Here is a 26,975-nt window from a genome sequence, read left to right on the forward strand (position 1 = left end):
ATCACTCATATGTTGCCTGCCGAATTTACTCAATCAAAAAACCTTTAACAAGTTTTACTAAGCAAAACTGTCCCTCTTTGATTGGGAGAGGGACAGACTTGAATTAGAGTTCAAAACAGTGAGAGGTTCGTCTAACTCACGTTAATCTAGTCTAAGACTGCTCTATTCTGCGGCAGTTGAAGTCAAGGACATTGTTTCCCATAACACCATATGGGGTGGTGTTAGCGCAGGTTGGTGTAAGGCAATCAGCTGAGCTAAGGTATTTTTCAACTGGGTGCGCGGTACGATATCATCAACAAAACCATGCTCGAGTAAATCTTCAGCAGTTTGAAAATCATCAGGCAGTTTTTCCCGTAGGGTTTGCTCAATCACTCGCCGACCTGCAAAACCAATGGTTGCCTTGGGTTCTGCCAGAATAATATCGCCTAACATTGCAAAACTCGCAGTAACACCGCCTGTTGTCGGATTTGTCAAAACGGGAATATACAACAATCGGGCGTCTTGATGGCGCTGTAGGGCTGCGGAGATTTTTGCCATTTGCATCAAGGAAAGCATTCCTTCTTGCATTCTCGCGCCGCCGGAGGTACAAACAATAATTACAGGATACCGCCATTGAGTAGCTTGCTCAATTAAGCGGGTGAGTTTTTCTCCCACAACTGAACCCATACTACCACCCATAAAGCGGAAGTCCATAACTCCAAGGGCAACAGGCAAGCCATTAATTTGACCCAAACCAGTTTTAACTGCGTCTATTAAGCCAATTTTTTCCTGCATTTCCCGTAGCCGATCGCTGTAGAGTTTGCGATCACGAAATTGCAGGGGATCTGTTGGACGTAAATGCTCATCTAAAGCTTTCCAGGTATCACGATCTATCAATTGACGGATACGCTCATCGCTATCTACACGATTGTGATGACCACATTCGACACAAACCATCTGATTAGCTCTCAGGTCTTTCGTGTATGTCAATACACCACAACTAGAACATTTATGCCATAGACCGTCAGCAATTTCACGTTCTTGGCGTTCGGGACTAGTAGACCCTGATTTCCGTCGATTTGCAAACCAATCAAATAGAGACTTTAAACCACGTGATTCTTCGTTGTTAGCCATTTTTATCTTATTTTAAGTGGGTAGAGGTCAAAACCATATCAAGCCGTATGGGGTTGTCCTTAGCCATTAGCCATTTGTTTTTTCGATGAGTAATGGCTTGCGTCAAATTAAGCTTTTAAGCAATTGAGACCTTAATTTTCATCTTTGGTTGCCAGCTTAACGAAAATACTTATGCCAACACAAGTCTCTTGCTCTTTTTTTAGAGGACTTTTTATATAAATTTAGTCATAAAGCCATGCAAATACTAACCTCCAAATAAGATGCTCTCCCTCTCCCAGATACATCTATTATTCTTTTTCCTGGGTCATAAGCAATCAGTATCTGTTTTATAAGTTGTACTTACCAATAGGTAATCGTCTTGAAGAGGGAAATACAAGTCACAAGCTGAATATTATCAAAATGCAAAGGGCAGATGGGGTAATGCAAGTTACAGTCACAAATTATAAAAATTTATTATATGAGAAAATTGGAGATTGGGTATTGAATACTCAATACTGTTCGCTTTGTGCATTTGTAACTTGAAATTAGGTTTTGGCAAAAGGTTACTAGGTTTGGGCTAAAAGTTTTTCTTTACCTTTTTCCCCTTCCACCCTTAACCGAGAAGTATTGATTGAGTACTAAGTATTAGATATTAGCTTTTAATTCCTAATACCCAGTCCCTAATCCTCAATCCCCATTCCAATTTATGATCCTGGAAAAAATAACCGCAGGTAGCTAGATAAAATCGCTTCACCGCTAAATAGAGTAATCACAGACCCTAAAGCCAGAAAAGGGCCAAAAGGTATTTTTTGTCCCAATTTATGATGCGATCGCACAATTGCACCACTACCAATTAAAGCTCCCAGCGCACAGGCAATAAAACTAGCCAACAGTAAATATTTCCATCCCAACCAGGCTCCCATCATCGCTGCTAACTTGGCGTCACCTGCACCCATTGCAGCTTTACCAAAGACAATTGAACCTAATAGGGCGATCGCCTCAAATAACCATAAGCCCAATACTGCACCAACTATTGCCATCATCAAGTGATTTACCAGTGCTACAGTGCTAGCCTCTGGTAAAAAACCAACCACCATTTGAAATAAAATCCCCACCACCAAACCCGACTGAGTAAGTGTATTGGGTAGAGTCATTGTATCCAGATCAATCAGCGATAGCGCTAATAACCAACTGCAAAAAGCCCAATAGCCTATTGTTAAAGTCGAGGCTTTGAATACTAAAAAAACTAATAAAAAAATTATTCCCGTTACCCCTTCTACCACAGGATAACGGACAGAAATTTTGCTTTTGCAATATCGACACCGCCCCCTTAATGTAATCCAACCGAACACTGGTACATTGTCGTAGGCTTTTAGCTGGTTTAAGCAATGCGGACAACGAGAAGGTGGCCAAAGAATTGACAACCGAGCAGGTAGCCGATAAACAACAACATTGATAAAACTGCCAACAGATGCACCCAAAGCAAAGACAATTACACTCGCCGGGATGGCGAACAAAATGTCCATATAGTCATTTGTCCTTTGTCATTTGTCCTTTGTCATTTATCGTTTGTCATTTGTCCTTTGTCGAGAGCAAAAGACGAATGACTAATGACAATCGGTCATTTGTGCTTTGTCGAGAACGAATGACCGATGACTAATGACCAATGACTAATACATGTGCGATTCAATTTGACTCAAGGGCACAAAACATTCTTGAGGTAAGAGAACTGGTTGGTTAGTAAAAATAACCTTACCTCGATGAGTCACGCGATTAATTGCTACACCGGAAGGTTGCCCAGCTATTTCGGGATGTACTTCACAGTGAGTGTAGTAGATCTGCCCAGCGGCTCTGATTACGGCGGTATCAATCAAAGGTGGCTGGTTCCTTGGGGCGGTAAAATTTGCTTGACCTTGTCGTAATGCGTACACTATCGACTGTTATTTGATTGCTAGATTTGTCTTTAGTCTACCCGAAACTTATGGCAAAGGTTGCCAAATTGCCCAAGTTGAACTATTAAGTTATTGATCTTCAAGAGCTAAAATCAACGCATTGCCCATAGCGCGGCAACCCAAAAGATTTTTCCCTGGTGAGATTATATCACCTGTGCGATCGCCTTGTTCTAATACATGTAATACGGCTTGTTCTACATGGTCTGCGGCTTCTGGCTGATTTATACCGTAGCGTAACATCATCCCCACACTCAAAACTTGTGCCAGAGGATTTGCCTTGTCTTGTCCAGCGATATCTGGGGCGGAACCATGAACTGGTTCAAATACACCAGGCCCTTCAGCACCCAAACTAGCAGAAGGCAGCATCCCAATACTACCTGTGAGCATGGCAGCAGCATCAGAGAGAATATCACCAAACAAATTGCCTGTGACAATAGTATCAAACTGTTTGGGGGCGCGTAGCAACTGCATGGCAGCATTATCTACATAAAGATGAGACAGTTCGATGTCTGGATATTCTTGAGAAAGTTGGGTGATGCGATCGCGCCATAATTGAGATACTTCTAATACGTTAGCCTTATCCACCGAACAAAGTTTTCCGCTGCGTTTGCGCGCTGCTTCAAAAGCCACTCGTCCAATGCGATCAATTTCTGATTCGGTGTAAACCATTGTATTTACACCGCGTTTTTCACCAGTTTCCGTAGCAAAAATTCCCTTGGGTTTACCGAAATAAATTCCACCAGTAAGTTCCCGCACCACCATAATATCGACGCCTTCCACAACTTCGCGCTTCAAAGTCGAAGCATCGATTAGCTGGGGCAAAATTTTTGCTGGGCGTAAGTTGGCAAATAGTCCCAAACCTGCACGTAGCCCTAACAAACCTGCTTCTGGACGTAAATTCGATGGTAGAGAATCCCACTTATAGCCACCAATGGCAGCAAGTAATACAGCATCACTATTACGGCAAGTATCTAAAGTAGCAGAGGGCAGAGGTTCGCCCGTGGTGTCAATTGCTGCGCCACCAATGAGGGCTTCTTGGAATTCAAATTGAATATCAAATTTATTGCCTACAACTTTCAGCACATCTACCGCCACTGCCATAATTTCAGGGCCAATGCCATCGCCGGGGAGTAGGGTAATGCGGTAGTTCTGGGTCATAGCTAGTTTCTATTGGGTAAATGCTTGCAGATTAAATATCATACCGAGCAAAATGTACCGATGGAGTTTTTAATTTATTTAGATGTTTGTTGCCTGAATCGCCCCGTCAGTAACCAGACACAAGAATCCATTAATTTAGAAGCCTAGACAATATTACTAATTTTGGGTAATTGTCCAACTATTGACGTACTAAAAACCCAATTATTCTTTGTAGCTTGTTGTTGTTTCCCCAATCATTTTTTCAACACTTATTCAATCATCCGATCGGTTGTAGTGTAATTTTTTAAAGTGCTTAGTAAGTTCAAACTTAAGCACAGAAGCTTTTATAGACAATTTCAAAAAAATTTTCTGAAACCCCTTGACACTATCTTATAGTGTTATGTAGTATAAATGTAGTGAAGCAAAAGACAAGCTTCGCAAGGGTCAAAGTCATGTTCTACATACAACTTAAGGACAGGCGTTGGAATCAACCAAAGTCCCCAAACAACAAAGCTGCTGCTTCCAAACCATCGGAAGTAGAGGCAACAAACGAAAGAAGTTCTAACTTTGCACTCATTAAAACTACGGAATACATCAGGAATATGCAACAAGTTTATTACTTAGAATTTCCGTTGTTTTGCTAACACTTTGTAATACAAAAAACTAATTCTTCTGAACCTTGAAAACTGAATAAGAAATGGGCAAGTTCACCAACAAAACATGTGCCTAAAAACCTAAAATTTAGGCACAGATTCTTAAAAATCGGGGTGTAGCTCAATTGGCTAGAGCGTTCTGTTGTCTGCGGAAATGTTGCGGGTACCCTTCGGGAAGCAAGCTACAAGTCCCATCACCCTGGTTGAAGTCCCGTAGGCGAATAGTTGAAGCCGTCAGTATCTCAAACTGAAGATTGCGAGTGCAAATCTCGTCGGGACTCCCAAATGGCTGAGTAGCCAAGTGGTTGAAGGCATTGGTCTGCAAAACCGACATCGTGAGTTCAAATCTCACCTCAGCCTCTAGTGTCGCAGTGTAGCTTAACGTAAAGCCCCTGGTTCATAACCTGGTCGATGCGGGTGCAAATCCCGCCACTGCTACCAATGCAGGGATGGTGTAACGGCAACACCTCGTGACTCCAAATCCGATGTTCTGGGTTCAAATCCTAGTCCCTGCGTCAATTATGCCCCTGTGGAGGAACGGTTAAGTCGCTGTTCTTTCAAAGCAGAGATTGCGGGTACTCTTCGAGAAGCGGCTTCTCTACGAGACGCTTCGCGAACGCCTCTACAAATCCCGTCAGGGGAATCATTATGGGTCGATGGCCGAGTCTGGTTGAAGGCGACAGTCTGTAAAACTGTTCTATTTTGCACGCAGGTTCAAATCCTGCTCGACCCACTGTGGAGAGGTGGCTGAGTGGTTAAAAGCATCCTCCTGCTAAGAGGAAACGGATAGTAAATATCCGTCGCAGGTTCAAATCCTGTCCTCTCCGCCTTGAGAGTGTGGTGTAACTGGATAACATCTCAGTCTACGAAACTGAAGATTTGAGGGTTCAAATCCCTCCACTCTCGTCACATGGGAGAGATGAAGGAGTGGCTGATTCGAGTTGAATTAAACCAGTCCACTGGGTAAAACCTATCTCTCCTCCTTATCCCCCGGTAGCTCAGTTGGTAGTTAGCGCCTGTCTGAAGAACAGGAGGTCGTCGGTTCGATTCCGACCTGGGGGGCTTCGCTGCCTCATAGCTCAATGGAAGAGCAAGCGGCTGTTAACCGCGCGGTTGTAGGTTCGAGTCCTACTGAGGCAGCCATTTGTCATAATTCGTGAATTACGAATTACGAACTACGAATTATTTAATGCCGGGTGGACGAATTGGTAAGTCGCATCGCTCTGAACGATGAGGTTGCAGGTTCAAACCCTGCCCTGGCAATAAAGCCCTGTGGTGTAATTGGCAACATAGCGCCCTTTGAAGGCGAAGATTCCAGGTTCGAGTCCTGGTGGGGCTATCAAACTTAGCTCTTGTAGCTCAACTGGAAGAGGCTGCCGTCTCAAAAACGGTAAGTTGTGGGTACCCTTATCTTCTCTACGAGAGGCTGCGCCAACGAGACGCTACGCGTAGCTTGCTTCCCCGTAGGGGTACGGGAAGCCGCTTCTCTACGAGACGCTTCGCGAACGCGTCTACGATTCCCACCAAGAGTACCAAAATTTGCTCCTGTAGCCCAACTGGAAGAGGTGGCAGACTTAAAATCTGTTTCGTTGTGGGTTCGAGTCCCACCAGGAGTACCAACGGGATGTAGCGCAGCTTGGTAGCACGCCTGCTTTGGGAGCAGGATGTCGCAGGTTCAAATCCTGTCATCCCGATATACCCTTGTAGCCCAACGGAAGAGGCGCTTCGCTTAGAACGAAGAGGTTGCTGGTTCAAATCCAGTCAGGGGTATTGGTGAATATGCGGGGATAGAGCAATGGTGGCTCGTCAGGCTCATAACCTGAACATCAGCAGGTTCGACTCCTGCCCCCGTCACCAAAATTAGTGCTGGTGTAGCTCAAYTGGYAGAGCAACTGACTTGTAATCAGTAGGTTGCAGGTTCAATTCCTGTCACCAGCTTGACGCGGGTGTGATCTAACGGCAGCATGGGACGTTTCCACCGTCTTCGTGCGAGTACCCTGCGGGAAGCTGCCCTTAAGGGCGTCTACAAATCTCGCCGTCCGCTCTGAAACTTGCGGGTGTGATGTAGTTGGTAGCATCTGAGTGCGCCACACTCAGTGCGTGGGTTCAAGTCCCTCCACTCGCTTGCGTAGTCCTGTAGCTTCAACGGTAGAGCAAGTGCCTTACAAGCAAGAGGTTGCAGGTTCAAATCCCGCCAGGACTACCAAATCTTGGGAGTGTAGCTCAATGGGATAGAGCTTCAAGTTTCTACCTTGAAAGTTGTGGGTTCGAGTCCTACCACTCCCGCCTGAAAATATATTGAATTTTGAATTTTGAATTTTAAATTGTTATGGGGTCATAGCTCAGTTGGCTAGAGCGTCTGCCTTGCAAGCAGGAGGTCATGGGTTCAAGTCCCATTGATTCCACTGATGGTGTCTGAAGCCAAAGTGGTCGAGGCGCTGGTTTGTGGAACCAGTCACAGCGGGTTCGAGTCCCGTCAGACGCCCCTGAATGGAAGATGCCGCTGAATGGACGGCAACTGGTCTTGAAAACCAGGGTATGGGCAACTGTAGGGGTTCGATTCCTCCATCTTCCACTTATCCACCTGAAGCCGAAAAGCGAGGCGCTGTGCTGATAACACAGAAATAGGAGGGGCAGTACCTCCCTGGTGGATTTATATCTAGCGTTTGTATTACAAAATTTGCAATGTAATACGATCGCACTTGCTCATTTCTTGATTCAAATTAACCAGGGTGGTTGGCATAACGGCTGTGCAGCGGGCTTTTAACCCGCAGAAATAGGTTCGACCCCTATACCACCCATTTATGAATTCAAAATTAAAAATTAAGAAATGCAATGCTAGCTAGCCTTTTAGCAATTGCTAATATTCAAGTTGAATACTAAGTCAAATTTATGAATAGCAACTAGCGATCGCCAGTTGAGCATGTTGCAATAATATATCTTTATCCAGAGCTTGGATGGAATGTTGCGGTGTTATTGTCAGTAGTTTCTCAATTCTTTCTCTCGCTGCTTCCACAACGGATTCATCTAAACTACCATTGCTCAGAGAATCGACAAAATCTTCAGCAATTTGATAGGTTCTTTCTATAGATGATGAATTAATATTACGCGAAACAATAAATAAGTCACAGCCTGCATTGAATGACTGTGCTATAGTACCAGCTTGAGTAAACATATTTGAAATCGCTTTCATATCCAAGTCATCGGAAACAACAACTCCTTGAAAACCAAGTTCTTTCCTAAGTATGTTTTTGAGAATAGCCTGAGAAAGGGTTGCTGGTACATTGGCATCTATCTTGGGAAATAAGATATGGACAGTCATAATTAAAGGAATCTGTGCTTCGATCAGGCTTTTGAAAGGTATCAGTTCTCGAAGTCGCAGGTTTTCTAAGGTTAAATTGAGTATTGGTAGCTCGATATGAGAATCTTGGCTAGTGTCTCCATGTCCGGGGAAATGTTTGGCGCATCCGATAATTCCTGAATCTCGAAGTCCAAGGTAGTAGTCACAGGCACCTTGAGCAGCAGTTTCGGGAGTGCTACCAAAGGCGCGAGGCCCAATTACAGGATTATTAGGATGAGAAAAAATATCTGCTACAGGTGCCCAAGATAAATTGATTCCCAGTGATTTGAGTTCTAAAGCTGTGGCTTTTGCTACCTCGTAGGCGTGCGATCGCAACAACAACGCATAAGGAAATCGTGTAATTGGTAGCGGTGTGCGAACAACACGACCTCCTTCATGATCCAAAGTCACAAACATTGAATCACGTTCAGTATATTGTCTTATTTGGTTGTTCAGCTCTTTGAACTTTTCTAGCCAAACCTCATAGGGAGTGCCATCAAGAAAATTCTTCCCAAAAAATATTATCCCTATCGGTTTTAATTCATTGAGTGCGCGTTTATCGTCATCGCTTAATGTACTGCTGGAAATACCTAAAATCAAGTGATGTCCAAAGCGGTTTAGCTGTTGTGATCGTGCCATAATTTTCTACCTATAGTTGTGTAGCAATATAACCGAGATGCTAACTGAGAAAACACCAGCCTAATCCTATACTTTTATTGTGAGATGGGAAGATGGAAAAGAATTTCACCCCACCACCTCACTCCCAATGCCCAATTCAGTTCAAACTTTGAGTAACTCTTTAAAAAAAGAGTGACTTATAAAAAGAAACAGTAAATATATCTTAAGTAAATATCGTTATTTATTTTTTACAACTAATATACAGATTACATGTTATTACTTACGTAATTATATTTCAGTTTTTTGGCAAAAGCATTTTTGGATAGACCCAAGAGCAACTTGCCATAGGCATTGCATCCTGCTGTTTTCATCTCAGGAGATTTATGTCAATAAGTTTATTTAATAATTGTCTGGATAGAATTATTTCAAAAGTTTATAATATTTGTTATGAAAATTATAAAGGATTGACTAAAAATCCTAAATGGCTTTTAATGCGTAAAATAGCTCGATTTAAAACTGGGCGAGCTATCATGATTTTTTTCTTAAAACGCTCAACTAAATTAGATTTCAATCAAAAGAATTCTTTTTTCTCAGACCTCAATGTAAATGAGATAGTTAATCATCTTAAAACTGAAGGTTTATGTTTAGGAATTAATCTCCCTCCAGATGTTGTTAAAGAAATAGTAGATTTTGCTTATTCAACAGCTTGTTATGGTAATAGAAAAACAGATATGGGTTTCTTTTATCATCAAAAGGAAGAAGCACAAGCTAAGTCAGGAAAACAATTTATTATTGGCAGTTATTTTAATACGACTTTACTTTGTCCTGCTATCAAAAAACTCCAAAATGACCCACAATTATTGGCAATAGCTGCTGCATTTTTAGATGCTCAACCAATACATCAAGGGAATCTGATGTGGTGGAGCTTTTCAGGAGACACAACATTTTATCAAAAAAGTCAAGCTGCTCAATTGTTTCACTATGACATTGATGATTACCGTTTTCTGAAGTTTTTCTTCTATTTGACTGATGTAGATGATCGCAGTGGTCCTCATGTTTGTGTTCGTGGTAGTCATAATAAAAAGAAATGGTCACACCTTTGGCTACGCAAAAGAGAAACAGATGAAGATATCATCGATTATTATGGTTTTGAATCTTTAGTCAAAATTTCCGGCAACGCTGGTTTCGGATTTGTCGAAGATCCGTTTTGTTTCCATAAAGGAATTACTCCTACCATTAAAGACCGTTTAATATTGCAAATAGAATTTGCGATAACTGATTATGGGATGCAGCACGATTTACGAGCAACTTCTCTACTGAAATGTATTTAGTTAATTTGTGCGATCACAAGTAACGTCAAAAGTGGAGCTGCTAATAACTTTTATATTATTTTATACATTATTATATAAGTATTTTAACTTATATAAGATACTTAATCAATCATAAATATAGTTGTATTTTTTACATAAAATCTAATTTTTTCAAGCAAAGTAACTCTTAAATCAATTAGCGCTGTTGACTACTGCGCCAAATATTTCTAAGAAAACTAATACACGGATTACCAAAGAAATCAACTACTTTGAGACAACAGTTAAGAACTAACTTTTTGAGTCAAAGGTAATGACTTTTGTTTCTCGACATCTGGTAGTCTAAATTTAGATCTAATCAAGGCTGCAAGCGATTATCAACAATGGTTGTCTTGGTGTATGTATATCAGTGAAAATTCCCTTTTCCAGAAGTTTTTTGGAAAAGTGATCGCCCAACGACTACTAAATGTAACGGATTGCAACTTATAATGAGAACGGCAAAACCATTAAGAAATATTGAAGGGCAGTAAGGTTAAATGCGAGTAGTGATCGCGGGTGCTGGTTTAGCAGGACTTTCCTGCGCGAAATATCTCACAGATGCAGGTCATACTCCCATTGTCTTGGAAAGCCGGGACGTACTGGGCGGTCTTGTTGCAGCGTGGAAAGACTCTGATGGCGACTGGTACGAAGTCGGTTTACACGCCTTCTTTGGTGCATACCCCAATATGCTCCAATTACTCAAGGAGTTGGGCATTGAAGACAGACTTCAATGGAAAGAACATACCCTGATTTTCAATCAACCGGAGAAGCCTGGAACACTTTCACGTTTCGATGTTCCAGATATTCCATCTCCATTTAACGTGATTGCATCGATTCTTCGCAACAAAGACATGTTGACTTGGGAGCAGAAGATTCGATTTGCAATTGGACTACTTCCAGCTGTGGTAAGGGGTCAAAAGTATGTCGAAGAGATGGACAAATACAGCTTTCTAGAGTGGCTCAAAAGGCAAGGTGTTGACGAACGAGTAACTAGTGACGTTTTTATTGCTGCATGTAAAGCCCTCACCTTTATCAATCCGAATGAAGTTTCGGCAACAATTCTCTTAACTGCGCTAAATCGTTTTCTACAAGAACGATATGGTTCAAAAATTGCATTTTTGGATGGTTCTCCCACAGAACGGCTATGCAGCCCGATCGTAGATTACATCAGAGAACGTGGTGGGGAAGTGCGGTTAAATGCTCCGTTAAAAGAAATTTTGCTCAACCCCGATAATACGGTCAAAGGATACTTGATTCGAGGGTTAAATGGGGCAGAAGATGAAGTTATCGCGGCTGATTCCTATGTATCTGCCATATCAGTTGACCCCCTCAAAGTAATCTTGCCTGGGTCTTGGAAGCAGATGGAGTTTTTCCAAAAGCTAGAAGGCTTAGAAGGAGTACCAGTGATTAACCTGCATCTGTGGTTTGATCGGAAACTTACACAAATTGATCACTTACTATTTTCGCGATCGCCACTCCTAAGCGTTTATGCTGATATGAGCAATACCTGCCGTGAATACGCCAACCCCGACCGCTCGATGCTGGAATTAGTTCTAGCTCCGGCAAAAGATTGGATTGCCAAATCCGATGAGGAAATTGTGGCTGCAACGATTGCCGAGTTAGAAAAACTCTTCCCCGATCACTTTGGGGGAGACAATCCAGCAAAGCTGCTGAAATCTCATGTGGTGAAAACGCCGCGTTCAGTTTACAAAGCGACTCCTGGTCGCCAACAGTACCGTCCTGCACAAGTCACGCCGATTGCCAACTTCTATCTCGCTGGAAGTTATACCATGCAACGCTACTTAGGCAGTATGGAAGGTGCCGTACTTTCTGGTAAGCTAACAGCGCAGGCAATTTCTGAGGCCTTCCCGGTAGCAATTTCCTCAAACCTGCAAACGCTCACCCGACCGCCTGCAACGAATGCTGCAACTGCCTGAATCCAAAGCCCGCATGAAAACGCTGGTCTCTGTGGACGAGTCCTACGAACTTTGTCGTCATCTCATAGCCAAGTATTCCACGACTTTTTACCTCAGTACTTTGCTTCTGAGCAAGGAAAAGCGTCCTGCTATTTGGGCAATCTATGCTTGGTGTCGCCGTTTAGATGAACTGGTCGATGGTCCTGCATCTGCTATTACCACGCCAGAAACCCTAGACCTATGGGAGCAGCAGCTAGAATCGATTTTTGCTGGAAGCCCATTGGATAATTTCGACGTAGCTTTAGTTGATACTGTTCAACGCTTCCCGATGGACATCCAGCCCTTTCGGGATATGGTTGCTGGTCAACGTATGGACTTATACCGCAGTCGCTATGAATCCTTCGAGGAGCTATATCTTTACTGTTATCGTGTCGCCGGCACTGTAGGCTTAATGTCAACAGCAGTCATGGGATTGGATAGTAGCAAAAATACAGCTCCGTGGAACTGTCAACAACAGCCATATAATCCCACCGAAGAAGAAATAGCCTTAGGAATTGCCAAGCAACTTACCAACATCTTGCGGGATGTAGGCGAGGATGCCCGACGTGGGCGAATTTATATTCCTCTAGAAGATTTGGCAAGATTCAACTATACCGAACAAGACTTGTTTGAGGGTATAGTAGACGAGCGCTGGCGTTCCTTGATGCGTTTTCAAATTGCTCGGGCACGACAGTTTTATCGTCAGGCAGAAAAAGGAATCTCCTACCTAGCTGCTGATGGTCGTTGGCCTGTGTGGGCGGCTCTGATGCATTACAGCGGAATTTTAAGCGTCATTGAACGTAACGATTATAATGCCTTCACGAAACGCGCCTACGTCCCTCAGTGGCGCAAGTTACGTTCTTTGCCTGTGGCCTGGATGCGATCGCAAGTGCTTTGAGGAATTAGTCATTGGTCATTTGTCAATAAAAAAAGACAAATGACTATTGATTATTACCAATGAATCTGCTAATATCATTATTTGTGACCCTGGAGAGGTGGCTGAGTGGTCGAAAGCGGCAGATTGCTAATCTGTTAGGGGATTATATCCCCTCGAGGGTTCGAATCCCTCCCTCTCCGTTTTTTAAGTATTGAGCTGCGCTTGAAACTAAATTGCAACTGTAAAAATAATAAGTTGATGTGCGCTTAAATTATATAAGCATTCTATAGTTATTGACTATTAACTGTTGACAACCGACGGTCATCAGTGACCAGGTAAATGTACAAGCTAAATGCGTAAGAATTGACCATTAGGAGTAACCGCTTTTACTCTCTCAGAGGGATGATATGATTTATCCTTTGGAGTCTTGATAAAATCAAACTAACTTGTAAATCTAGTTTGAATATTACTTTTAGGCTCCTAAATATTATGAGGAGTAAAAGTAACTTATGCAAAGAATTAGTGCAGCTTTAACTTTGAGTATACTTACCTTAGCAAGTGGATTTCTCTTAGGGGCTTGTGAAGCTCCTGGTGGAACTAACCCTACAGCTAGCGGATTGAAAATTGGTTCCCTGCTACCAACAACAGGCGATTTAGCATCTATTGGACAGCAGATGGCACCTGGTGTCCCCTTGCTAGTAGAAACCGTCAACGCTTGTGGTGGTGTAAACGGTCAACCTGTTACTCTTGTTGCTGTAGACGACCAGACAGACCCGAAAGCTGGAGCAGCTGGTATGACCAAGTTAGCATCTGTAGATAAAGTTGCAGGCGTCGTTGGCTCTTTTGCTAGCAGTGTTTCGACAGCGGCCGTTTCAATTGCTGCTCAAAATCAAGTGATGCTAATTTCCCCAGGTAGCACCAGTCCTGTATTTACACAAAAGGCACAAAAAGGTGATTTTAAAGGCTTTTGGGCACGTACAGTTCCGCCTGATAGCTACCAAGGACCGGCTTTAGCCCAACTCGCTACTAAAAAAGGTTTTAAGCGGGTATCCACTATCGTGATTAACAACGACTATGGTGTAGGTTTTGAAAAAGCATTTGTTCAAGCTTTTGAAAAATTGGGGGGAACCATAGTTAACAAAAACAATCCCGTCCGCTACGATCCCAAAGCGACTACCTTTGAAACTGAAGCCACTGCTGCTTTTGCTGGGAAGCCGGATGCAGTGCTTGGAGTTTTTTACGTAGAAACAGGTAGCCTGCTGCTCAAGTCAGCATATCAGCAAGGTTTGAGTAAAGGGGTGCAGGTGATGCTAACAGATGGTATGAAATCAGACGAATTTCCTAGTCAAGTTGGCAAAGCTAGCGACGGTAAATACATTGTTTCTGGAACTATCGGCACAGTACCCGGTTCTGATGGTAAAGCTTTAGATGCTTTCAGAAAACTTTGGCAGGAGAAGAAAGGTGGTTCACCAGGGGAGTTCGCTGCCCAATCTTGGGATGCTGCTGCTTTATTAGTATTGGCGGCACAAGCTGCTAAAGAAAATACAGGCGTTGGTATAGCAAAGCATATCCGTGAAGTTGCTGATGGACCTGGTACTGAAGTTACTGATGTCTGCGAGGGACTGAAGTTGCTCAAACAAGGTCAAAAAATTAACTATCAAGGAGCCAGTGGTAATGTAGATGTCGATGCTAACGGTGATGTCGTCGGTGTTTATGATGTCTGGACAGTAGGAGACGATGGCAAAATCAAGGTAATCGATAAAGTTACCCCTAAGTAGAAAATGAGGAATTAGGAGTTAAGAGTTATGAATTGAATATTAACTGCTAACTCTTGGGAAAAATTGGGTTAATCGCGTCCTAACCTTGTACAGACGCGATTAATGAGCTAGCGCGTYGCGTATTTTCCCCCCGTTGTAGCGACTGGCGTCGCGTCTCTAGTTTTAAAATCCACTGAAGTTGTAACCAACACCTAACAATAAGCCAACATCAGTTTGATCGAAAAATCCCGCATTTACAGACGCTGTTGCCGTAAATTGAGAACTTATAGGCAGATCAATCCCACCAGATAACAAAAAGGCAAATTGCGAATCATCACCTGTTTTCCAAGCTGCACCTACTCCTATGTAAGGTGCAATGGCTAACGGTTCGCTAAAAGCATCTGCTGACTTGAAGGAAAAATCATAGGTGACGGGAAGCAAAATTGTGGTGTTGTCCCCAAATATAGCGGATGGGCGGACTGATATAGCATTTGTTAAGCCGACTTTGCTGATTACTGCAAAATTGCCATCGCCTAAAGATGAGTCATCACCACTCAAACCAATATTGCCAGCAACCCCAATATAGCTGCTACCGCCACGAGTAGTTGTACCTAAATTGATATCTGATTGCGCGACTTTGGGAGCAGACGGTTGAGAATTTGGTTGGTCAGGCTCAGAAGTAAGCTTTGCAGATGAGGTTGCTACTGTCCCTGGAATAGGTGTAAGCGTTTCCTCAATTGCAGCATTGGGTAACTGCTGTATCTTAGTTACATTTGCTACTGTAGATGGTTGAGTTATTTCTGTAGTCTTTAGTTCAGTACTAAATTCGTTGCCAGACACTACGGTTGCCTGAGGCTCAGTTAATGGCTGAGTGCTTACTGTATCCACTGTCTGGGCAATTGCAGATAAGCTGCTACTCAGGACTGTAAAAACAGCTATAGTTGGTAACCAAAAAACACCTTTACGAAGAAAAGTAGTATTCACGTTCACTCCTAAAACAATATTGCCACGAAAAACAAAAGGTTTTGTTGATTTAAGTCAACAAATTCGAGCAATACTCAAAATTTAACATCAAAAAATCGGTTTTTACATCCTGGTTTGGAGCGATTTATTTACTTAATAACGAGTAGCAAAAATTTAATTTTTTATTCTAAATATCCGAAATTTAACAGATGACAAAAATTATCCTTGTGTTAGTCACCATGAGATTTTTTGTGCCTAAGAGCAAAGAGTCGATTTTATAGAAGAAGTAATCAGTAAATTATTTAAAAGTTAGTCTTTGCCAACATCAAGCACTCTTTTGTCTTTCATTCAATGATTGAGCAAGTTAGCGTTTTTGGTGTAACTCTAACTCTCACTGTAATGGGCTTTATTCTAGTGTTGAGATTCAACAGAAAAACTCTAAACACTCAACAATTACCTGTCAATTATCACTTATTAGTTATCACAGAGGTTTCACTGCGCCACAACTATTGTGTAGCTCATTTGAGTTAAACCTTAAATTTATAACTCAGACTTGGGATAACTGTTGACTAATTCGCTCTCAGAATTTGCTTTATGTAATAAAAAAATAAAATATGAAGTTATATTACAATCCTTGCAAAAATATTTAGAAATTGTCTAGAAGCCAAACATGGTTCTAAGGTAGAACCTATAGGAGAGACTTGAGGCAAATGTGATGAGCGGAAATAATATTCAAAGCTATCGGTATGTCTGTACCCTGACGTTTGGTGATATCTACGGTCAAATAATTGTTTGGTTAATTACAATTACCCTAAGTTTGGCGTCAGCCTTGGCACTAATGGGTGCTAAAAAACCGGTGTATGCTTTAGCAACAGTAGGTCTTGTAGTTCTGCTATCGCTGCCTTTCTTGCTGTTTTCATTTGTGACCACATTGTTAAATCATATCGAAATGGTTCCTGTAGAACCTGGAACCAAAATGGAACCGATCCCAGGTAATGTGTCTCAGCAACAACCTGTACAAGCAACTAGCTAAGGAGTTAACAGTTATGAGTGAAGAGTTATCGAAGAAAGGCAGAGGGCAGTTCTTGCAGAAGGCAGAAAGAAGGGAATTCTAACTCTTAACCTCTGCCGTGACCGTTCGCACAGCGTCTCGTAGAGAAGGGAACAAGGGTTTAAAACCCCGACCAAATTTTAACAAAGGTGGCTCTTATTAAGGAGGAGTTTGAATCCCCTTCTTAATAAAACCTACTGCCCTCTGCCTTCTGCCTTCTCAAAAGTCAATCCATCTGTCCTCTAACTCTTCATTTTTAACTTTTCACTCCTAAACTCAAACAAAATTTGTAATCACATCCCTGTCTAGAGGCAGGGAATTTTTTTGTACATATCCACGGTTATCACCAAAAGTTGTGTAGTTCAATCAATTGAAAAACGCTTTCATCAGGTTTCTACAATAGAACAGCAGTGGTTTGCAGTCGGGGGCTAATTATGTTGGAACATGATGTGATTATTGTTGGGGGTGGATTAGCAGGATGTCGTGCTGCTGTGGAAATTGCCCGCACCGATCCTAGTTTAAATATCGCTGTGGTTGCCAAAACCCACCCAATTCGTTCCCACTCAGTCGCAGCTCAAGGTGGTATGGCAGCGTCACTGAAAAATGTAGATTCCGAAGATAGCTGGGAAGCACATGCTTTTGATACTGTCAAGGGTTCTGACTATTTAGCAGACCAAGACGCTGTAGCAATTCTCGCCCAGGAAGCGCCAGATGTGGTAATTGATTTGGAACACATGGGCGTTTTGTTCTCTCGTTTACCCGATGGTCGTATTGCCCAACGGGCTTTTGGCGGACATTCCCACAACCGCACTTGCTACGCGGCAGACAAAACTGGTCATGCAATTTTGCATGAATTGGTTAATAACCTGCGGCGTTACGGGGTGCAAGTTTATCAAGAGTGGTATGTGATGCGTCTGATTTTGTCAGAGGGGCAGGCCAAGGGTGTGGTGATGTTCCATCTTTTGGATGGACATGTCGAGGTTGTGCGGGCAAAGGCTGTGATGTTTGCTACAGGAGGCTATGGTCGGGTTTATAATACTACATCTAATGATTACGCTTCTTCGGGTGATGGTTTGGCAATGACTGCGATCGCCGGTTTGCCCCTTGAAGATATGGAATTTGTCCAGTTTCATCCTACTGGCTTGTATCCAGTAGGAGTGTTGATTTCAGAAGCAGTGCGCGGTGAAGGGGCGTATCTAATTAATAGTGAAGGCGATCGCTTTATGGCGAATTACGCACCCAGTCGCATGGAACTGGCTCCGCGTGATATTACCTCACGGGCGATCGCTTATGAAATTCGTGCCAGTCGTGGTATTCATACTGATGGTAGCGCTGGGGGTCCCTTTGTCTATTTAGACCTGCGGCACATGGGTAAAGAAAAAATTATGAGTCGCGTTCCCTTCTGCTGGGAAGAAGCCCATCGCCTAGTGGGTGTTGACGCTGTAACTCAACCGATGCCAGTGCGCCCAACAATTCACTATTGTATGGGTGGTATCCCAGTGAACATTGATGGTCAAGTCCGCAGTAGTGGCGATGGTTTAGTTGAGGCTTTCTTTGCCGCTGGGGAAACAGCTTGTGTTTCCGTACATGGGGCAAATCGCTTAGGTAGTAATTCGCTGTTAGAGTGTGTAGTTTATGGTAAACGGACTGGGGCGGCGATCGCCCAATTTGTACAAAAACGTAAATTACCCTCTGTGGATGAGCAACGCTATTTAAAAGAAGCTCAGCAACAAATTCAAGCTTTGCTAGAACAACCAGGACAGTATCGCATTAATCAAGTCCGTCAAGCCTTCCAGGATTGTATGACTGATTACTGCGGTGTTTTCCGTACTGAGGCATTAATGAGTGAAGGGTTGCAGAGATTAGAAGAAATACAACAGCGATACTCTCAGATTTATTTAGATGACAAAGGCACTTGCTGGAACACAGAACTTGTGGAAGCCTTGGAATTGAGAAGTTTGATGGTAGTGGGGCAGACTATTTTGGCATCAGCCCTAAATCGCCAAGAAAGTCGCGGCGCTCATTTCCGCGAAGATTATTCTCAAAGAGATGATGCTAACTTTCTCAAACATACAATGGCTTACTATTCACCAGCTGGAATTGATATACAGTATCGACCTGTGGCGATTACTATGTTTGAGCCAAAAGAGCGGAAGTATTAACAAAAGGTAAGTTTATACAGGAAAATCGAGGGGACTACAAAACCTTATCCACCTCGATTAAAAATATTAAATATAAATAATTATGCCTAATGTAGAACAGGCTCTTACCTGCGTCAGAGTATGCCAGATGCTCTCAGATGGATATCAGCCTATTTATGTATTTCGGTACAATCAAAATACCAAGACAGTGTTTATCCTTGCTGGTGTAACTGAAAGCTTGGAAATTCTGATTTTCGCAGATGGTCAATGGAAATTTAACGATGACGAAGCCTGACTTCACTAAAATGAGCCGTCAAGAACTAAGAGCCTATGTTTTGGCTCATCGAGAGGATGATGAGGCCATTGAGGTTTTAATTAATCTTGGAAATCCTGATAGTCAAAAATATCCATTTCCCCAGACTGAAGAAGATTTTAGGGAAATGGAAGAGATACTTAAGAGAAAACTAAGTAACAGACCAGAAGCGGTCTAAAATTTCTTGGTTATAATAAAAAACTTTAATTATTAAACGTAGGGTGCGGCACTATATCAAATTTATTTCGATTTAGACAATCCTGAGAGCAAGGTAGAAGCCCTGCTGCTAGAGAAACTTAATCGAACTGAGTGAGAAGCGATCGCCAACTATAACACCTGCAACAATCAGATGTAGTAACTCAGTGATGTAAAATCCTGGAGATAGTAAAAGGCGATTATTAGAGTCTCAATAGAATGGCACAGGATAGGAAAACAGTTGTAATTACAGGTGCCTCTTCGGGGGTTGGTTTATACGCAGCAAAAGCTCTTGCTCAAAGAGGATGGTACGTGGTATTGGCATGTCGGGATTTAGCAAAGGCACAACAAGCTGCCCAAGCTGTGGAAATTCCTTACAACAGTTATACCAGCATACATATTGACCTTGGCTCATTGGAAAGCGTTCGACAGTTTGTGAATAACTTTCGAGCAAGTGGTAAGTCTCTGGATGCTTTGGTGTGCAACGCGGCAATTTATATGCCTTTGTTAAAAGAGCCGCTGCGAAGCCCAGAAGGTTATGAGTTAACTGTCACTACCAATCATCTTGGGCATTTTCTTTTGTGCAACCTTCTGTTGGAGGATTTAAAAAAGTCATCTTCACAGCCAAGGCTGGTGATTTTAGGAACTGTCACCCACAACCCAGATGAACTGGGTGGAAAGATTCCGCCACGTCCAGATTTGGGCAATTTTGAAGGCTTCGCAGCAGGATTTCAAGAGCCGATTTCGATGATTGACGGCAAGAAATTTGAACCTGTCAAGGCCTACAAAGATAGCAAGGTTTGTAATGTGCTGACTATGAGAGAACTAAATCGGCGCTATCACGAGTCAACCGATATAGTTTTCAGTTCTCTCTATCCGGGATGTGTTGCAGAAACGCCACTATTTAGAAACCACTATCCGCTGTTTCAGAAACTTTTCCCATTATTCCAAAAATACATCACTGGGGGATATGTGTCTCAGGAGTTGGCAGGAGAAAGAGTTGCTGCGGTGGTTGCCGATTCTGAATATAATCAATCCGGTATTTATTGGAGTTGGGGAAATCGCCAGAAGAAAGATGGCAAGTCCTTTGTGCAAAAGGTTTCTTCTCAAGCCCGCGATGATGAAAAAGGCGATCGCATGTGGGAATTAAGCGCAAAGTTGGTTGGGCTTGGGTAACAAAATAGTAATTGGCGTTACTCTTATCCATGATTTATGGATTCATCAATCTACTTTTTTGGCTGAATTAACATCATGTAGAGGTCAACAATGGTTGAGGTGATAATAGCAGGAGGCAGGTGCAAACAAGACCCACACCTACACCCTCGTTTCGAGAACAGGTGACACTGATAACAGCGCCTTCACGATTGTTGTTTTTATGCCATTCTTGAAACAAGTCTAAGTCAAGCCGAGCGTAACCGTTCGATGTCTCGCATTGGTGGCGCACCGAACAGGCGAGAATATTCCCGGCTGAACTGTGAGGGACTTTCGTACCCAACTTGGTAGGCGGCAGAGGTTGCATCACAATCTTCCGTCAGCATCAGGCGACGGGCTTCTAACAGTCTTAACTGCTTTTGATATTGAAGTGGACTCATTGAGGTCACTTGCTTGAAGTGCTGATGAAACGACGAAGTAGACATTCTGACCTGCTTTGCTAAGTCCTCGACTCGCATCTGCTGAGTAAACTTAGACTTGATTTGTTCGATCGCTGAAGCAATTCGCTGCATACTGCTGCCAGAGGTAGCAATTTGGCGCACGGCTTCACTTTGTTCCCCTATCAGTAGACGGTAGTGGAGTTCCCGAACGATCATCGGTGCCAGCATGGGGATATCTTGGGGTGTATCTAAAAGCTTAGTCAGGCGAAGGGCACAGTCCAGCAACGTGGGATCGGCGTTACTTACAAACAAGCCTCGGACAGAGTTCTCTTTCTTCGCTGAACTGAAATTCATTTGAGCAACCATCTCACAGAGTTGCATTCGGTCTAGGGTCAGCTTTAATCCTAAATACGGCTGCTCGGTTGTCGCCTCAACAATACACCCACCGATGGGGAGATCGACTGAGACAACAAGACATTGCCCTATCTCATACGGATACGTTTCCTCTCCCAGCACAATTTCTTTCTTGCCTTGAACGAGAATGGCCAGACGCGGTTCATAATCCTGGTAGATGATGGCAGAGGAGGCATCCGAGCGCGAAAAGCTTAAGGGTGCGATCGCAGTTGGATAGATCAGGTTGCGACTAGATTTGGTGTGCCGAGCCACTAATGCCGCCAACGCTTGGCACTGATCTGCAACGACATCAGAATTGGAGATTTTGACTGTCATGGTAAAACCTCAACTCATTCAACGCCCTACACAATTATAGAAGGTCTTTAAGTTATGCACGCTGGAGAATTAGGCAAAGATTAAAGAGCTTTAGGCATTGGAAACGCTGAATCGAATTCGTAGGATGAAAGCATCTCAAGCGAGTTAAAGAGTCTAGAGAAGGATGCTGCATTGCTTTCCTTAAACGATTAAAAACTTTTTGGAGGAAATGGCAATTCATTCAAACAAACTTTGTCAGCAGTCTTACGCCTTTGAACCCCTTAATAACAACTCAAGCAATTAGCAGGAGAACCTATTTATGCAAAATACTCCCCAACAAATGAAAGCAATGGCTGTGGACGAGTTCGGTCATGCTGACAAGCTGACTTTGCATACATTACCCGTGCCTATAGTAGATGCAGGCGAAGTTTTGATTGGCATCGAGACTGCCGGAGTCGGCATCTGGGACGCGATGGAGCGTGAAGGTGAGCTGCTGTATAACGAAGTTCACTTTCCGCGTGTGCTGGGTGGCGAGTGTGCAGGCACAATCGTTGCTATTGGCGACGGCGTTGAGCGTTTTGCTGTTGGCGATCGCGTTTACGCCCAGACCTTCATGAACGACAAGGGCGGTAGCTATGCCCAGTACGTTGTTGTCTCCCAAGAAACGGTCGCACCGATACCCGATGGTCTTGATATGCTGGTGGCGGGTGGGTTGTCCATTGCTGGAGTGACGGCGTTAAGCAATTTGCAAGCGCTGGAGATAGGCAACGAAACCAAATTGATGCTGTGGGGCGCGAGTGGTGGCGTAGGTCACGTTGCGCTACAACTGGCTAAACGCATGGGCGCGAACGTGTTCGCGATCGCATCGGGTGCAGACGGTGTAGCTTTGGCTAAGCAGTTGGGGGCGGATGAAGCAGTGGACGGACACAGCAACGACATTGTGCAACGCGCTCGCAACTTCGCACCCGATGGCTTCGATGCTGCGGTGGTGCTGGTGGGTGGCGACACTGTTCAATCTACACTGAGTTTGGTGCGTCAGGGCGGAATCATCTCCTTTCCTAACGGCGTGATGCCCGAACCTAAAGCACCCGACGGGGTGGAACTCAAGAAAGCAAATGGGTTCGCCAACCCAACGTTGTTAGACGAACTTAACCGATTGATCGATATAGATGAGTTTCAAGTTCACATCGCGCAAACGTTTGCGCTGGAAGAGGCGGCACAAGCGCAGTCAGCGATGAAACAGCATTATCTAGGTAAAATCGTGCTGCGCGTAAGCGGCGAATAAGCGCTGATTAAATTTCCAGCTTTTGCAATAACGTTACTCTCAATAAACTCTGACATTCTTCATTTCGACATCTTTGCAGGAAAAATACTGATGAATCTCACGGACAACACCATCCTCATCACTGGAGGCACGAGCGGCATCGGTCGTGCGCTTGCCGAGGCCTTCTATCAACGCGGTAATCAAGTGATTATCGCGGGTCGCCGTCAACATCTCCTCGACGAAATCACCGCGGCTCACTCCGGGATGCACGGGATTCAACTTGATGTCCAAGACCCAGCCGACATCGAAGCCTTTGCGTCCCGCATTCGAGAGCAGTTCCCTAAACTCAATGTTCTGATCGACAATGCCGGAATTTCTAAGACGGAAGACCTCACCTCAGATCCGATCGATTTCTTTGCGATCCAGTCTATGATTCAGACTAACATTGTCGGTGTGCTTCACCTGACTGCGTTACTCCTCCCGACTCTCAAACAGCAACCACATTCAACGATTATCACCACCACCTCTAACTTGGCTTTCGTTCCCATCAGTCCATATCCGACTTATTGCGCGAGCAAGGCTTTTCTGCACTCTTGGTTGCAGTCGCTCCGCGTTCAGCTTCGGAAAACCTCCGTGGAAGTTCTTGAACTTGTCCCACCCTATGTACAGACGGAGCTTGGCGGGGCTAGTCAGGCGACCGATCCTGCCGCAATGCCACTGGCTGACTATATTGCTGAAGTGATGCAGATTCTCAGCACTCCAAACCTACCCCACGGCGAAATCCTTGTTAATCGTTCCAAAGCATATCGATTTGCCGAAAGGAACGGTGACTATGAGCAAATATTCGCGAGCCGCAACGAAAAATGACAAGCGCTAGGAATCTATCAATCGGCAGGAGAGGGCTGCGATAACCGTTCGCGCTAGCGTCTCCAAAGGAGAAGGCTTAAGCTTCGCTTATCGCACGCAGCGACATCAATAATGAGAAATGGACTTTCGGAATTGCTTTCATTAAATCACTAAAAATTCTTGGAGAAAGTAGCTATATGTCTGAGCAAACGAACCTTGGTGGCAATTTTACGCTGCCGAACACTTCAATCACACTGAAGCGCATCGGCTATGGTGCCATGCAACTCGCGGGTCCGGGCGTATCGGGTCCACCGCGCGATGTAGATGCAGCCGTTGCTGTTTTGCGCGAAGCGATGGCGCTTGGTATTAATCATATCGATACGAGCGATTTCTACGGACCTCACATCACAAATCAAATTATCCAACAAGCGCTGCATCCCTACCCGGAAAATTTAGGGATTGTGACCAAGGTGGGAGCGCGTCGTCCTGAAGATGGATCGTGGGTTCCCGCGATGTCGCAGCAGGATCTAACCGAAGCGATTCACGACAACCTGCGTAACCTCGGACTCGATGCGATCGATGTCGTCAATCTCCGACTGATGGATGACAGTCATGGATCATCGGAGGGTTCTCTTGCAGAGCCGCTGACGACCCTAGTCGAACTTAAAAAACAGGGGTTGATCCGTCACCTGGGTTTGAGCAACGTCACTCCTAAGCAATTGGCACAAGCGCAAACCATCACAGAAATTGTCTGCGTGCAGAACCAGTACAACGTGGCACACCGGGAAGATGACGCTTTCATTGACGACCTCGCTCAGCAGGGAATTGCTTATGTGCCATTCTTCCCCTTAGGTGGGTTCACGCCGCTACAATCTTCGGCACTTGAAAGCGCTGCTAAGTCTTTAAACGCAACACCGATGCAAGTAGCGCTGGCATGGTTGCTTCAGCGCTCCCCCAATATCCTGCTGATTCCCGGCACATCATCAGTTGAGCATCTACGTGAGAATATCAAAGCTGCGTCACTGCAACTTCCGCAGCAGACGGTGGCTGATCTCAACGCGATCGCCGCAAGACCGTAAGCAGATCGCTTGAGTTTGTAATTTGAGCTTTAACACAACTTGCCGAAAGGAACGGTAATTATGAGCAAATGTTCGCGAGCCGCAACGAACAATGATCGGCAAGCGCGATTGCTGTTGCTGCCCTAACTCCCGAAGAGGCACTTGTAATAATTGCCTGTTCATACCAATTACTAGAAATTATACAATGATGAGTTTTTACCTCACTAAGCACTCAATCCAGATGCATGTTTTCGGTCTTGACTTTTACTTGTAATAGATATACAATCATGAACGCGAAGGAAGGGGAGTAGCTACTGGTAAAAAATTCAAAAGCCAGTACATCTGAATCAACATACTGGCGATGAGCCTGGTTCAGGTGGCAAGTAATCAAATATTTGAAAGCGAGACCTTCACTAAGTTCACACGCAAAAGTGTAAGCTTGGTGAGGTCTTTTTGGTTCTCATCAAGCTTCACATCGGTCAACGATTCTTGAGGAGCTTGAGAGAGTGTTAACAGCTTTTACCGCAGGCTTATTATTAATAACAATTTCCGAACTAGGCGATAAAACGTTTTTTATTGCTGTGATTTTGGCAATGCATCACTCACGGCGGCTCGTATTTATAGGTGTGACAGCTGCTTTAGCGGCGATGACAGTTCTTTCAGTGGTATTTGGACAAGCGGTATCTTTGTTACCCAAAGCTTATATTCATTACGCTGAAATAGTTCTGTTTATCGCCTTTGGTATTAAGCTGTTGTATGACGCTAGCAAAATGTCTGCTGCTAGTTGTGACACAGAAGTTATTGAAGAGGCTGAAGCTGCGGTGAAAAAAGAAGATTTGCAGCTACCAAAGCAAAAAACTTCCTTAAGAATTTTAATCAAAGCCTTTATGTTGACATTCATGGCAGAGTGGGGCGATCGCACCCAGATTGCTACCATTGCCTTGGCAGCCGGGAATAATCCAATTGGAGTAACCACAGGTGCAATTTTGGGACATGCGATTTGTGCTGCGATCGCTGTTATCGGTGGCAAAATGATCGCTGGTCGCATTTCTGAGCGTCAACTCACCATAATTGGCGGATGCCTGTTTCTCATCTTTGGTATCGTTGCTGCTATAGAAGGAGTGTGAGGGGACTGGCGATCTGGGGGAGAATAAAAACTCCTTAGTCAACTAGTTAACAGTTAACACTCAACACTCCCTATTTGCCGAATGCCCATTACTTGGGTTTAGTTTCCGGTGAAGGTGTGCCAGATGCAGCCGGATTGGGAGTCAGAGGAGCAGTTGCAGCTTWGTTAATTTCGTCTTTGTATTGAGCGGGTGCTAAAGCTGCGGCACTATCAAATAAAGGTTTTGCTTCGGCATTTTTGCCCTGTTGTTTTAGGAGCATCGCTTTGGCGACAACAGGGCGAAAATCTTTAGGATCTTTTTTAATTGCCTGGTCATAAGCAGAGGCAGCTTGGGCGTAACGTTTCTGAGAAGCGTGAACAGAACCTAATAGCACTTGCACGGCCACTGTGTCAATGCTTCCAGGTTGATTTATATTTAGTTGAGCAGCGTTAGTCAGAGTTTCTTGTAACAAGCCAATAGCTGCTTCGGGGCGTTGTTGAGTGAGCAACAGAGCTACCATTCCTTGCAAAGCTTTTAAATCACCAGGTTTGGTGTCTAAAACCGAGCGATAAGCTTGGGCGGCTCCTTCGCGATCGCCTATTTGCTGTTTAGCTTGAGCCAGCAGCACTGCGTATTCTGACTGTTCGGGATTGAGTTTAGCTAGCTTTTCTAGAGGTTCAATCACGACTTGAATATCAGATGCTTTAACCTCACTTTTTTCTTTTTGGCTGAGTAATTGTAACCGCGCCTCTAATAGACCTTTGAGCGCAGTCTGATTTTCTGGTTCTTTTTGCAAAACCAGTTCATATCCCCGTACTTGKTCTTCCAGCTTTGATTTTTGGTCAGAGTCAGTCAAACTGCCTCTGGTGTTAGCGGTGTTTTGGTTGGAGAATGGCGTATTATTAAACGCTCCAAATAGAGGAATCACCGAAACACCCACAAAAGCAAGAACTGCCAGCACCAAGATAACTTGAACTATCCAGCGATTGCGTGGTTGAGACACAGTTTTGT

At 43.9% G+C, this 26,975-nt stretch carries 22 protein-coding genes and 26 tRNA genes; 40 read left to right on the plus strand and 8 right to left on the minus strand.

Annotation, left to right across the window (positions count from 1 at the left end):
* Nucleotides 1-162: 162 nt before the first annotated feature.
* The 4 genes from accD to leuB all read right to left on the minus strand — a co-directional run bounded on the left by accD (nt 163) and on the right by leuB (nt 4,202).
* The gene (gene accD, locus FCR06_RS07220; protein ID WP_138498160.1) at nt 163-1,113 is read right to left on the minus strand and encodes an acetyl-CoA carboxylase, carboxyltransferase subunit beta; all 951 of its coding nucleotides are present in this window, start codon (nt 1,111-1,113) and stop codon (nt 163-165) included.
* Between the two features lie 683 nt (nt 1,114-1,796).
* Complete coding sequence (locus FCR06_RS07225; RefSeq protein ID WP_138498161.1) at nt 1,797-2,618, minus strand: prepilin peptidase; 822 nt, start codon at nt 2,616-2,618, stop codon at nt 1,797-1,799.
* A 144-nt stretch (nt 2,619-2,762) separates the two neighbouring features.
* Nucleotides 2,763-3,023, minus strand: a complete 261-nt coding sequence (locus FCR06_RS07230) for a hypothetical protein (protein WP_138498162.1) — start codon at nt 3,021-3,023, stop codon at nt 2,763-2,765.
* 90 nt (nt 3,024-3,113) lie between these two features.
* A complete protein-coding gene (gene leuB / locus FCR06_RS07235; protein ID WP_138498163.1) occupies nt 3,114-4,202 on the minus strand; it encodes a 3-isopropylmalate dehydrogenase in 1,089 nt (362 codons plus the stop codon).
* Between the two features lie 431 nt (nt 4,203-4,633).
* On the opposite strand from leuB, the gene FCR06_RS07245 reads away from it, so the two are divergent.
* The 26 genes from FCR06_RS07245 (at nt 4,634) to FCR06_RS07350 (ending at nt 7,635) form a co-directional block, all read left to right on the plus strand.
* Nucleotides 4,634-4,825, plus strand: coding sequence for a hypothetical protein (locus FCR06_RS07245; protein ID WP_138498164.1), 192 nt, complete (start codon nt 4,634-4,636; stop codon nt 4,823-4,825).
* Nucleotides 4,826-4,944: 119 nt separating this feature from the next.
* Nucleotides 4,945-5,037 (plus strand) — tRNA-Asp (locus tag FCR06_RS32220).
* A 4-nt stretch (nt 5,038-5,041) separates the two neighbouring features.
* Nucleotides 5,042-5,118: transfer RNA gene (locus FCR06_RS32225), tRNA-Glu, on the plus strand.
* 3 nt (nt 5,119-5,121) lie between these two features.
* Nucleotides 5,122-5,194 (plus strand) — tRNA-Cys (locus FCR06_RS07250).
* Between the two features lie 7 nt (nt 5,195-5,201).
* A tRNA-Met gene (locus tag FCR06_RS07255) sits at nt 5,202-5,275 on the plus strand.
* 2 nt (nt 5,276-5,277) lie between these two features.
* Nucleotides 5,278-5,349 (plus strand) — tRNA-Trp (locus tag FCR06_RS07260).
* Nucleotides 5,350-5,358: 9 nt separating this feature from the next.
* A tRNA-Glu gene (locus FCR06_RS32230) sits at nt 5,359-5,477 on the plus strand.
* A gap of 7 nt (nt 5,478-5,484) precedes the next feature.
* Nucleotides 5,485-5,567 (plus strand) — tRNA-Tyr (locus tag FCR06_RS07265).
* A 4-nt stretch (nt 5,568-5,571) separates the two neighbouring features.
* Nucleotides 5,572-5,661: transfer RNA gene (locus FCR06_RS07270), tRNA-Ser, on the plus strand.
* 4 nt (nt 5,662-5,665) lie between these two features.
* A tRNA-Arg gene (locus tag FCR06_RS07275) sits at nt 5,666-5,740 on the plus strand.
* Nucleotides 5,741-5,821: 81 nt separating this feature from the next.
* A tRNA-Phe gene (locus FCR06_RS07280) sits at nt 5,822-5,896 on the plus strand.
* Between the two features lie 6 nt (nt 5,897-5,902).
* Nucleotides 5,903-5,977: transfer RNA gene (locus FCR06_RS07285), tRNA-Asn, on the plus strand.
* A gap of 47 nt (nt 5,978-6,024) precedes the next feature.
* Nucleotides 6,025-6,097: transfer RNA gene (locus FCR06_RS07290), tRNA-Gln, on the plus strand.
* Between the two features lie 3 nt (nt 6,098-6,100).
* Nucleotides 6,101-6,173 (plus strand) — tRNA-Gln (locus FCR06_RS07295).
* A 9-nt stretch (nt 6,174-6,182) separates the two neighbouring features.
* A tRNA-Leu gene (locus tag FCR06_RS32235) sits at nt 6,183-6,369 on the plus strand.
* 6 nt (nt 6,370-6,375) lie between these two features.
* Nucleotides 6,376-6,453: transfer RNA gene (locus tag FCR06_RS07300), tRNA-Leu, on the plus strand.
* Between the two features lies 1 nt (nt 6,454).
* Nucleotides 6,455-6,528 (plus strand) — tRNA-Pro (locus FCR06_RS07305).
* 3 nt (nt 6,529-6,531) lie between these two features.
* Nucleotides 6,532-6,604: transfer RNA gene (locus FCR06_RS07310), tRNA-Leu, on the plus strand.
* 10 nt (nt 6,605-6,614) lie between these two features.
* Nucleotides 6,615-6,691 (plus strand) — tRNA-Met (locus tag FCR06_RS07315).
* 8 nt (nt 6,692-6,699) lie between these two features.
* Nucleotides 6,700-6,772, plus strand: a tRNA-Thr gene (locus FCR06_RS07320).
* Nucleotides 6,773-6,887: 115 nt separating this feature from the next.
* Nucleotides 6,888-6,959 (plus strand) — tRNA-Gly (locus FCR06_RS07325).
* 87 nt (nt 6,960-7,046) lie between these two features.
* Nucleotides 7,047-7,120: transfer RNA gene (locus FCR06_RS07335), tRNA-Arg, on the plus strand.
* Nucleotides 7,121-7,165: 45 nt separating this feature from the next.
* Nucleotides 7,166-7,239 (plus strand) — tRNA-Ala (locus tag FCR06_RS07340).
* 6 nt (nt 7,240-7,245) lie between these two features.
* Nucleotides 7,246-7,319: transfer RNA gene (locus FCR06_RS07345), tRNA-His, on the plus strand.
* Between the two features lie 7 nt (nt 7,320-7,326).
* Nucleotides 7,327-7,409, plus strand: a tRNA-OTHER gene (locus tag FCR06_RS32240).
* Nucleotides 7,410-7,564: 155 nt separating this feature from the next.
* Nucleotides 7,565-7,635 (plus strand) — tRNA-Lys (locus FCR06_RS07350).
* Nucleotides 7,636-7,724: 89 nt separating this feature from the next.
* Here FCR06_RS07350 and FCR06_RS07355 read toward each other — a convergent pair.
* Entirely contained in the window at nt 7,725-8,813 is a 1,089-nt protein-coding gene (locus FCR06_RS07355; RefSeq protein WP_138498165.1) for a glycoside hydrolase family 3 N-terminal domain-containing protein, read from the minus strand.
* 362 nt (nt 8,814-9,175) lie between these two features.
* On the opposite strand from FCR06_RS07355, the gene FCR06_RS07360 reads away from it, so the two are divergent.
* The 5 genes from FCR06_RS07360 to FCR06_RS07380 all read left to right on the plus strand — a co-directional run bounded on the left by FCR06_RS07360 (nt 9,176) and on the right by FCR06_RS07380 (nt 14,748).
* On the plus strand, nt 9,176-10,123 hold the full coding sequence (locus FCR06_RS07360) for a hypothetical protein (protein ID WP_138498166.1): 948 nt from the start codon (nt 9,176-9,178) through the stop codon (nt 10,121-10,123).
* Between the two features lie 512 nt (nt 10,124-10,635).
* Nucleotides 10,636-12,075: a 15-cis-phytoene desaturase gene (pds, locus tag FCR06_RS07365; protein ID WP_138498167.1), complete on the plus strand. Its 1,440-nt coding sequence runs from the start codon at nt 10,636-10,638 to the stop codon at nt 12,073-12,075.
* Nucleotides 12,059-12,991, plus strand: coding sequence for a 15-cis-phytoene synthase CrtB (crtB, locus tag FCR06_RS07370; RefSeq protein ID WP_138498168.1), 933 nt, complete (start codon nt 12,059-12,061; stop codon nt 12,989-12,991). The genes pds and crtB overlap by 17 nt, the downstream gene beginning before the upstream one ends.
* A 91-nt stretch (nt 12,992-13,082) precedes the next feature.
* A tRNA-Ser gene (locus tag FCR06_RS07375) sits at nt 13,083-13,170 on the plus strand.
* Nucleotides 13,171-13,479: 309 nt separating this feature from the next.
* On the plus strand, nt 13,480-14,748 hold the full coding sequence (locus FCR06_RS07380; protein WP_138498169.1) for an ABC transporter substrate-binding protein: 1,269 nt from the start codon (nt 13,480-13,482) through the stop codon (nt 14,746-14,748).
* A 162-nt stretch (nt 14,749-14,910) separates the two neighbouring features.
* On the opposite strand, the gene FCR06_RS07385 is transcribed toward FCR06_RS07380, so the two are convergent.
* The gene (locus FCR06_RS07385; protein WP_138498170.1) at nt 14,911-15,711 is read right to left on the minus strand and encodes a hypothetical protein; all 801 of its coding nucleotides are present in this window, start codon (nt 15,709-15,711) and stop codon (nt 14,911-14,913) included.
* 694 nt (nt 15,712-16,405) lie between these two features.
* Between FCR06_RS07385 and FCR06_RS07390 the strand changes: the two genes are divergently transcribed.
* The 5 genes from FCR06_RS07390 (at nt 16,406) to FCR06_RS07410 (ending at nt 20,566) form a co-directional block, all read left to right on the plus strand.
* A complete protein-coding gene (locus tag FCR06_RS07390) occupies nt 16,406-16,723 on the plus strand; it encodes a hypothetical protein (RefSeq protein WP_138498171.1) in 318 nt (105 codons plus the stop codon).
* Nucleotides 16,724-17,175: 452 nt separating this feature from the next.
* Nucleotides 17,176-18,903 carry a succinate dehydrogenase/fumarate reductase flavoprotein subunit gene (locus FCR06_RS07395; protein ID WP_138498172.1) on the plus strand — a complete coding sequence of 576 codons (1,728 nt, stop codon included), beginning with the start codon at nt 17,176-17,178 and terminating at the stop codon, nt 18,901-18,903.
* A gap of 82 nt (nt 18,904-18,985) precedes the next feature.
* Complete coding sequence (locus FCR06_RS07400; protein ID WP_138498173.1) at nt 18,986-19,177, plus strand: DUF6888 family protein; 192 nt, start codon at nt 18,986-18,988, stop codon at nt 19,175-19,177.
* Complete coding sequence (locus FCR06_RS07405) at nt 19,164-19,373, plus strand: DUF6887 family protein (protein ID WP_189523344.1); 210 nt, start codon at nt 19,164-19,166, stop codon at nt 19,371-19,373. The genes FCR06_RS07400 and FCR06_RS07405 overlap by 14 nt, the downstream gene beginning before the upstream one ends.
* A 236-nt stretch (nt 19,374-19,609) precedes the next feature.
* Nucleotides 19,610-20,566, plus strand: coding sequence for a protochlorophyllide reductase (locus FCR06_RS07410; RefSeq protein WP_138498175.1), 957 nt, complete (start codon nt 19,610-19,612; stop codon nt 20,564-20,566).
* 224 nt (nt 20,567-20,790) lie between these two features.
* Here FCR06_RS07410 and FCR06_RS07415 read toward each other — a convergent pair whose 3' ends face one another.
* Nucleotides 20,791-21,711, minus strand: a complete 921-nt coding sequence (locus FCR06_RS07415; protein WP_138498176.1) for an AraC family transcriptional regulator — start codon at nt 21,709-21,711, stop codon at nt 20,791-20,793.
* Between the two features lie 298 nt (nt 21,712-22,009).
* On the opposite strand from FCR06_RS07415, the gene FCR06_RS07420 reads away from it, so the two are divergent.
* The 4 genes from FCR06_RS07420 to FCR06_RS07435 all read left to right on the plus strand — a co-directional run bounded on the left by FCR06_RS07420 (nt 22,010) and on the right by FCR06_RS07435 (nt 25,985).
* Nucleotides 22,010-22,975, plus strand: coding sequence for a zinc-binding alcohol dehydrogenase family protein (locus tag FCR06_RS07420; RefSeq protein ID WP_223280066.1), 966 nt, complete (start codon nt 22,010-22,012; stop codon nt 22,973-22,975).
* A gap of 90 nt (nt 22,976-23,065) precedes the next feature.
* The gene (locus FCR06_RS07425) at nt 23,066-23,821 is read left to right on the plus strand and encodes an SDR family oxidoreductase (RefSeq protein WP_138498177.1); all 756 of its coding nucleotides are present in this window, start codon (nt 23,066-23,068) and stop codon (nt 23,819-23,821) included.
* A gap of 176 nt (nt 23,822-23,997) precedes the next feature.
* Nucleotides 23,998-24,879 (plus strand): aldo/keto reductase family oxidoreductase, encoded by an 882-nt coding sequence (locus FCR06_RS07430; RefSeq protein WP_138498178.1) that lies wholly within the window; start codon nt 23,998-24,000, stop codon nt 24,877-24,879.
* Nucleotides 24,880-25,364: 485 nt separating this feature from the next.
* On the plus strand, nt 25,365-25,985 hold the full coding sequence (locus FCR06_RS07435; RefSeq protein ID WP_138498179.1) for a TMEM165/GDT1 family protein: 621 nt from the start codon (nt 25,365-25,367) through the stop codon (nt 25,983-25,985).
* 88 nt (nt 25,986-26,073) lie between these two features.
* Here FCR06_RS07435 and FCR06_RS07440 read toward each other — a convergent pair whose 3' ends face one another.
* Complete coding sequence (locus FCR06_RS07440; protein WP_138498180.1) at nt 26,074-26,967, minus strand: tetratricopeptide repeat protein; 894 nt, start codon at nt 26,965-26,967, stop codon at nt 26,074-26,076.
* Nucleotides 26,968-26,975: the final 8 nt, after the last annotated feature.

It is taken from the genome of Nostoc sp. PA-18-2419, from assembly GCF_005869855.1.
Taxonomy (GTDB): Bacteria; Cyanobacteriota; Cyanobacteriia; order Cyanobacteriales; family Nostocaceae; genus Nostoc.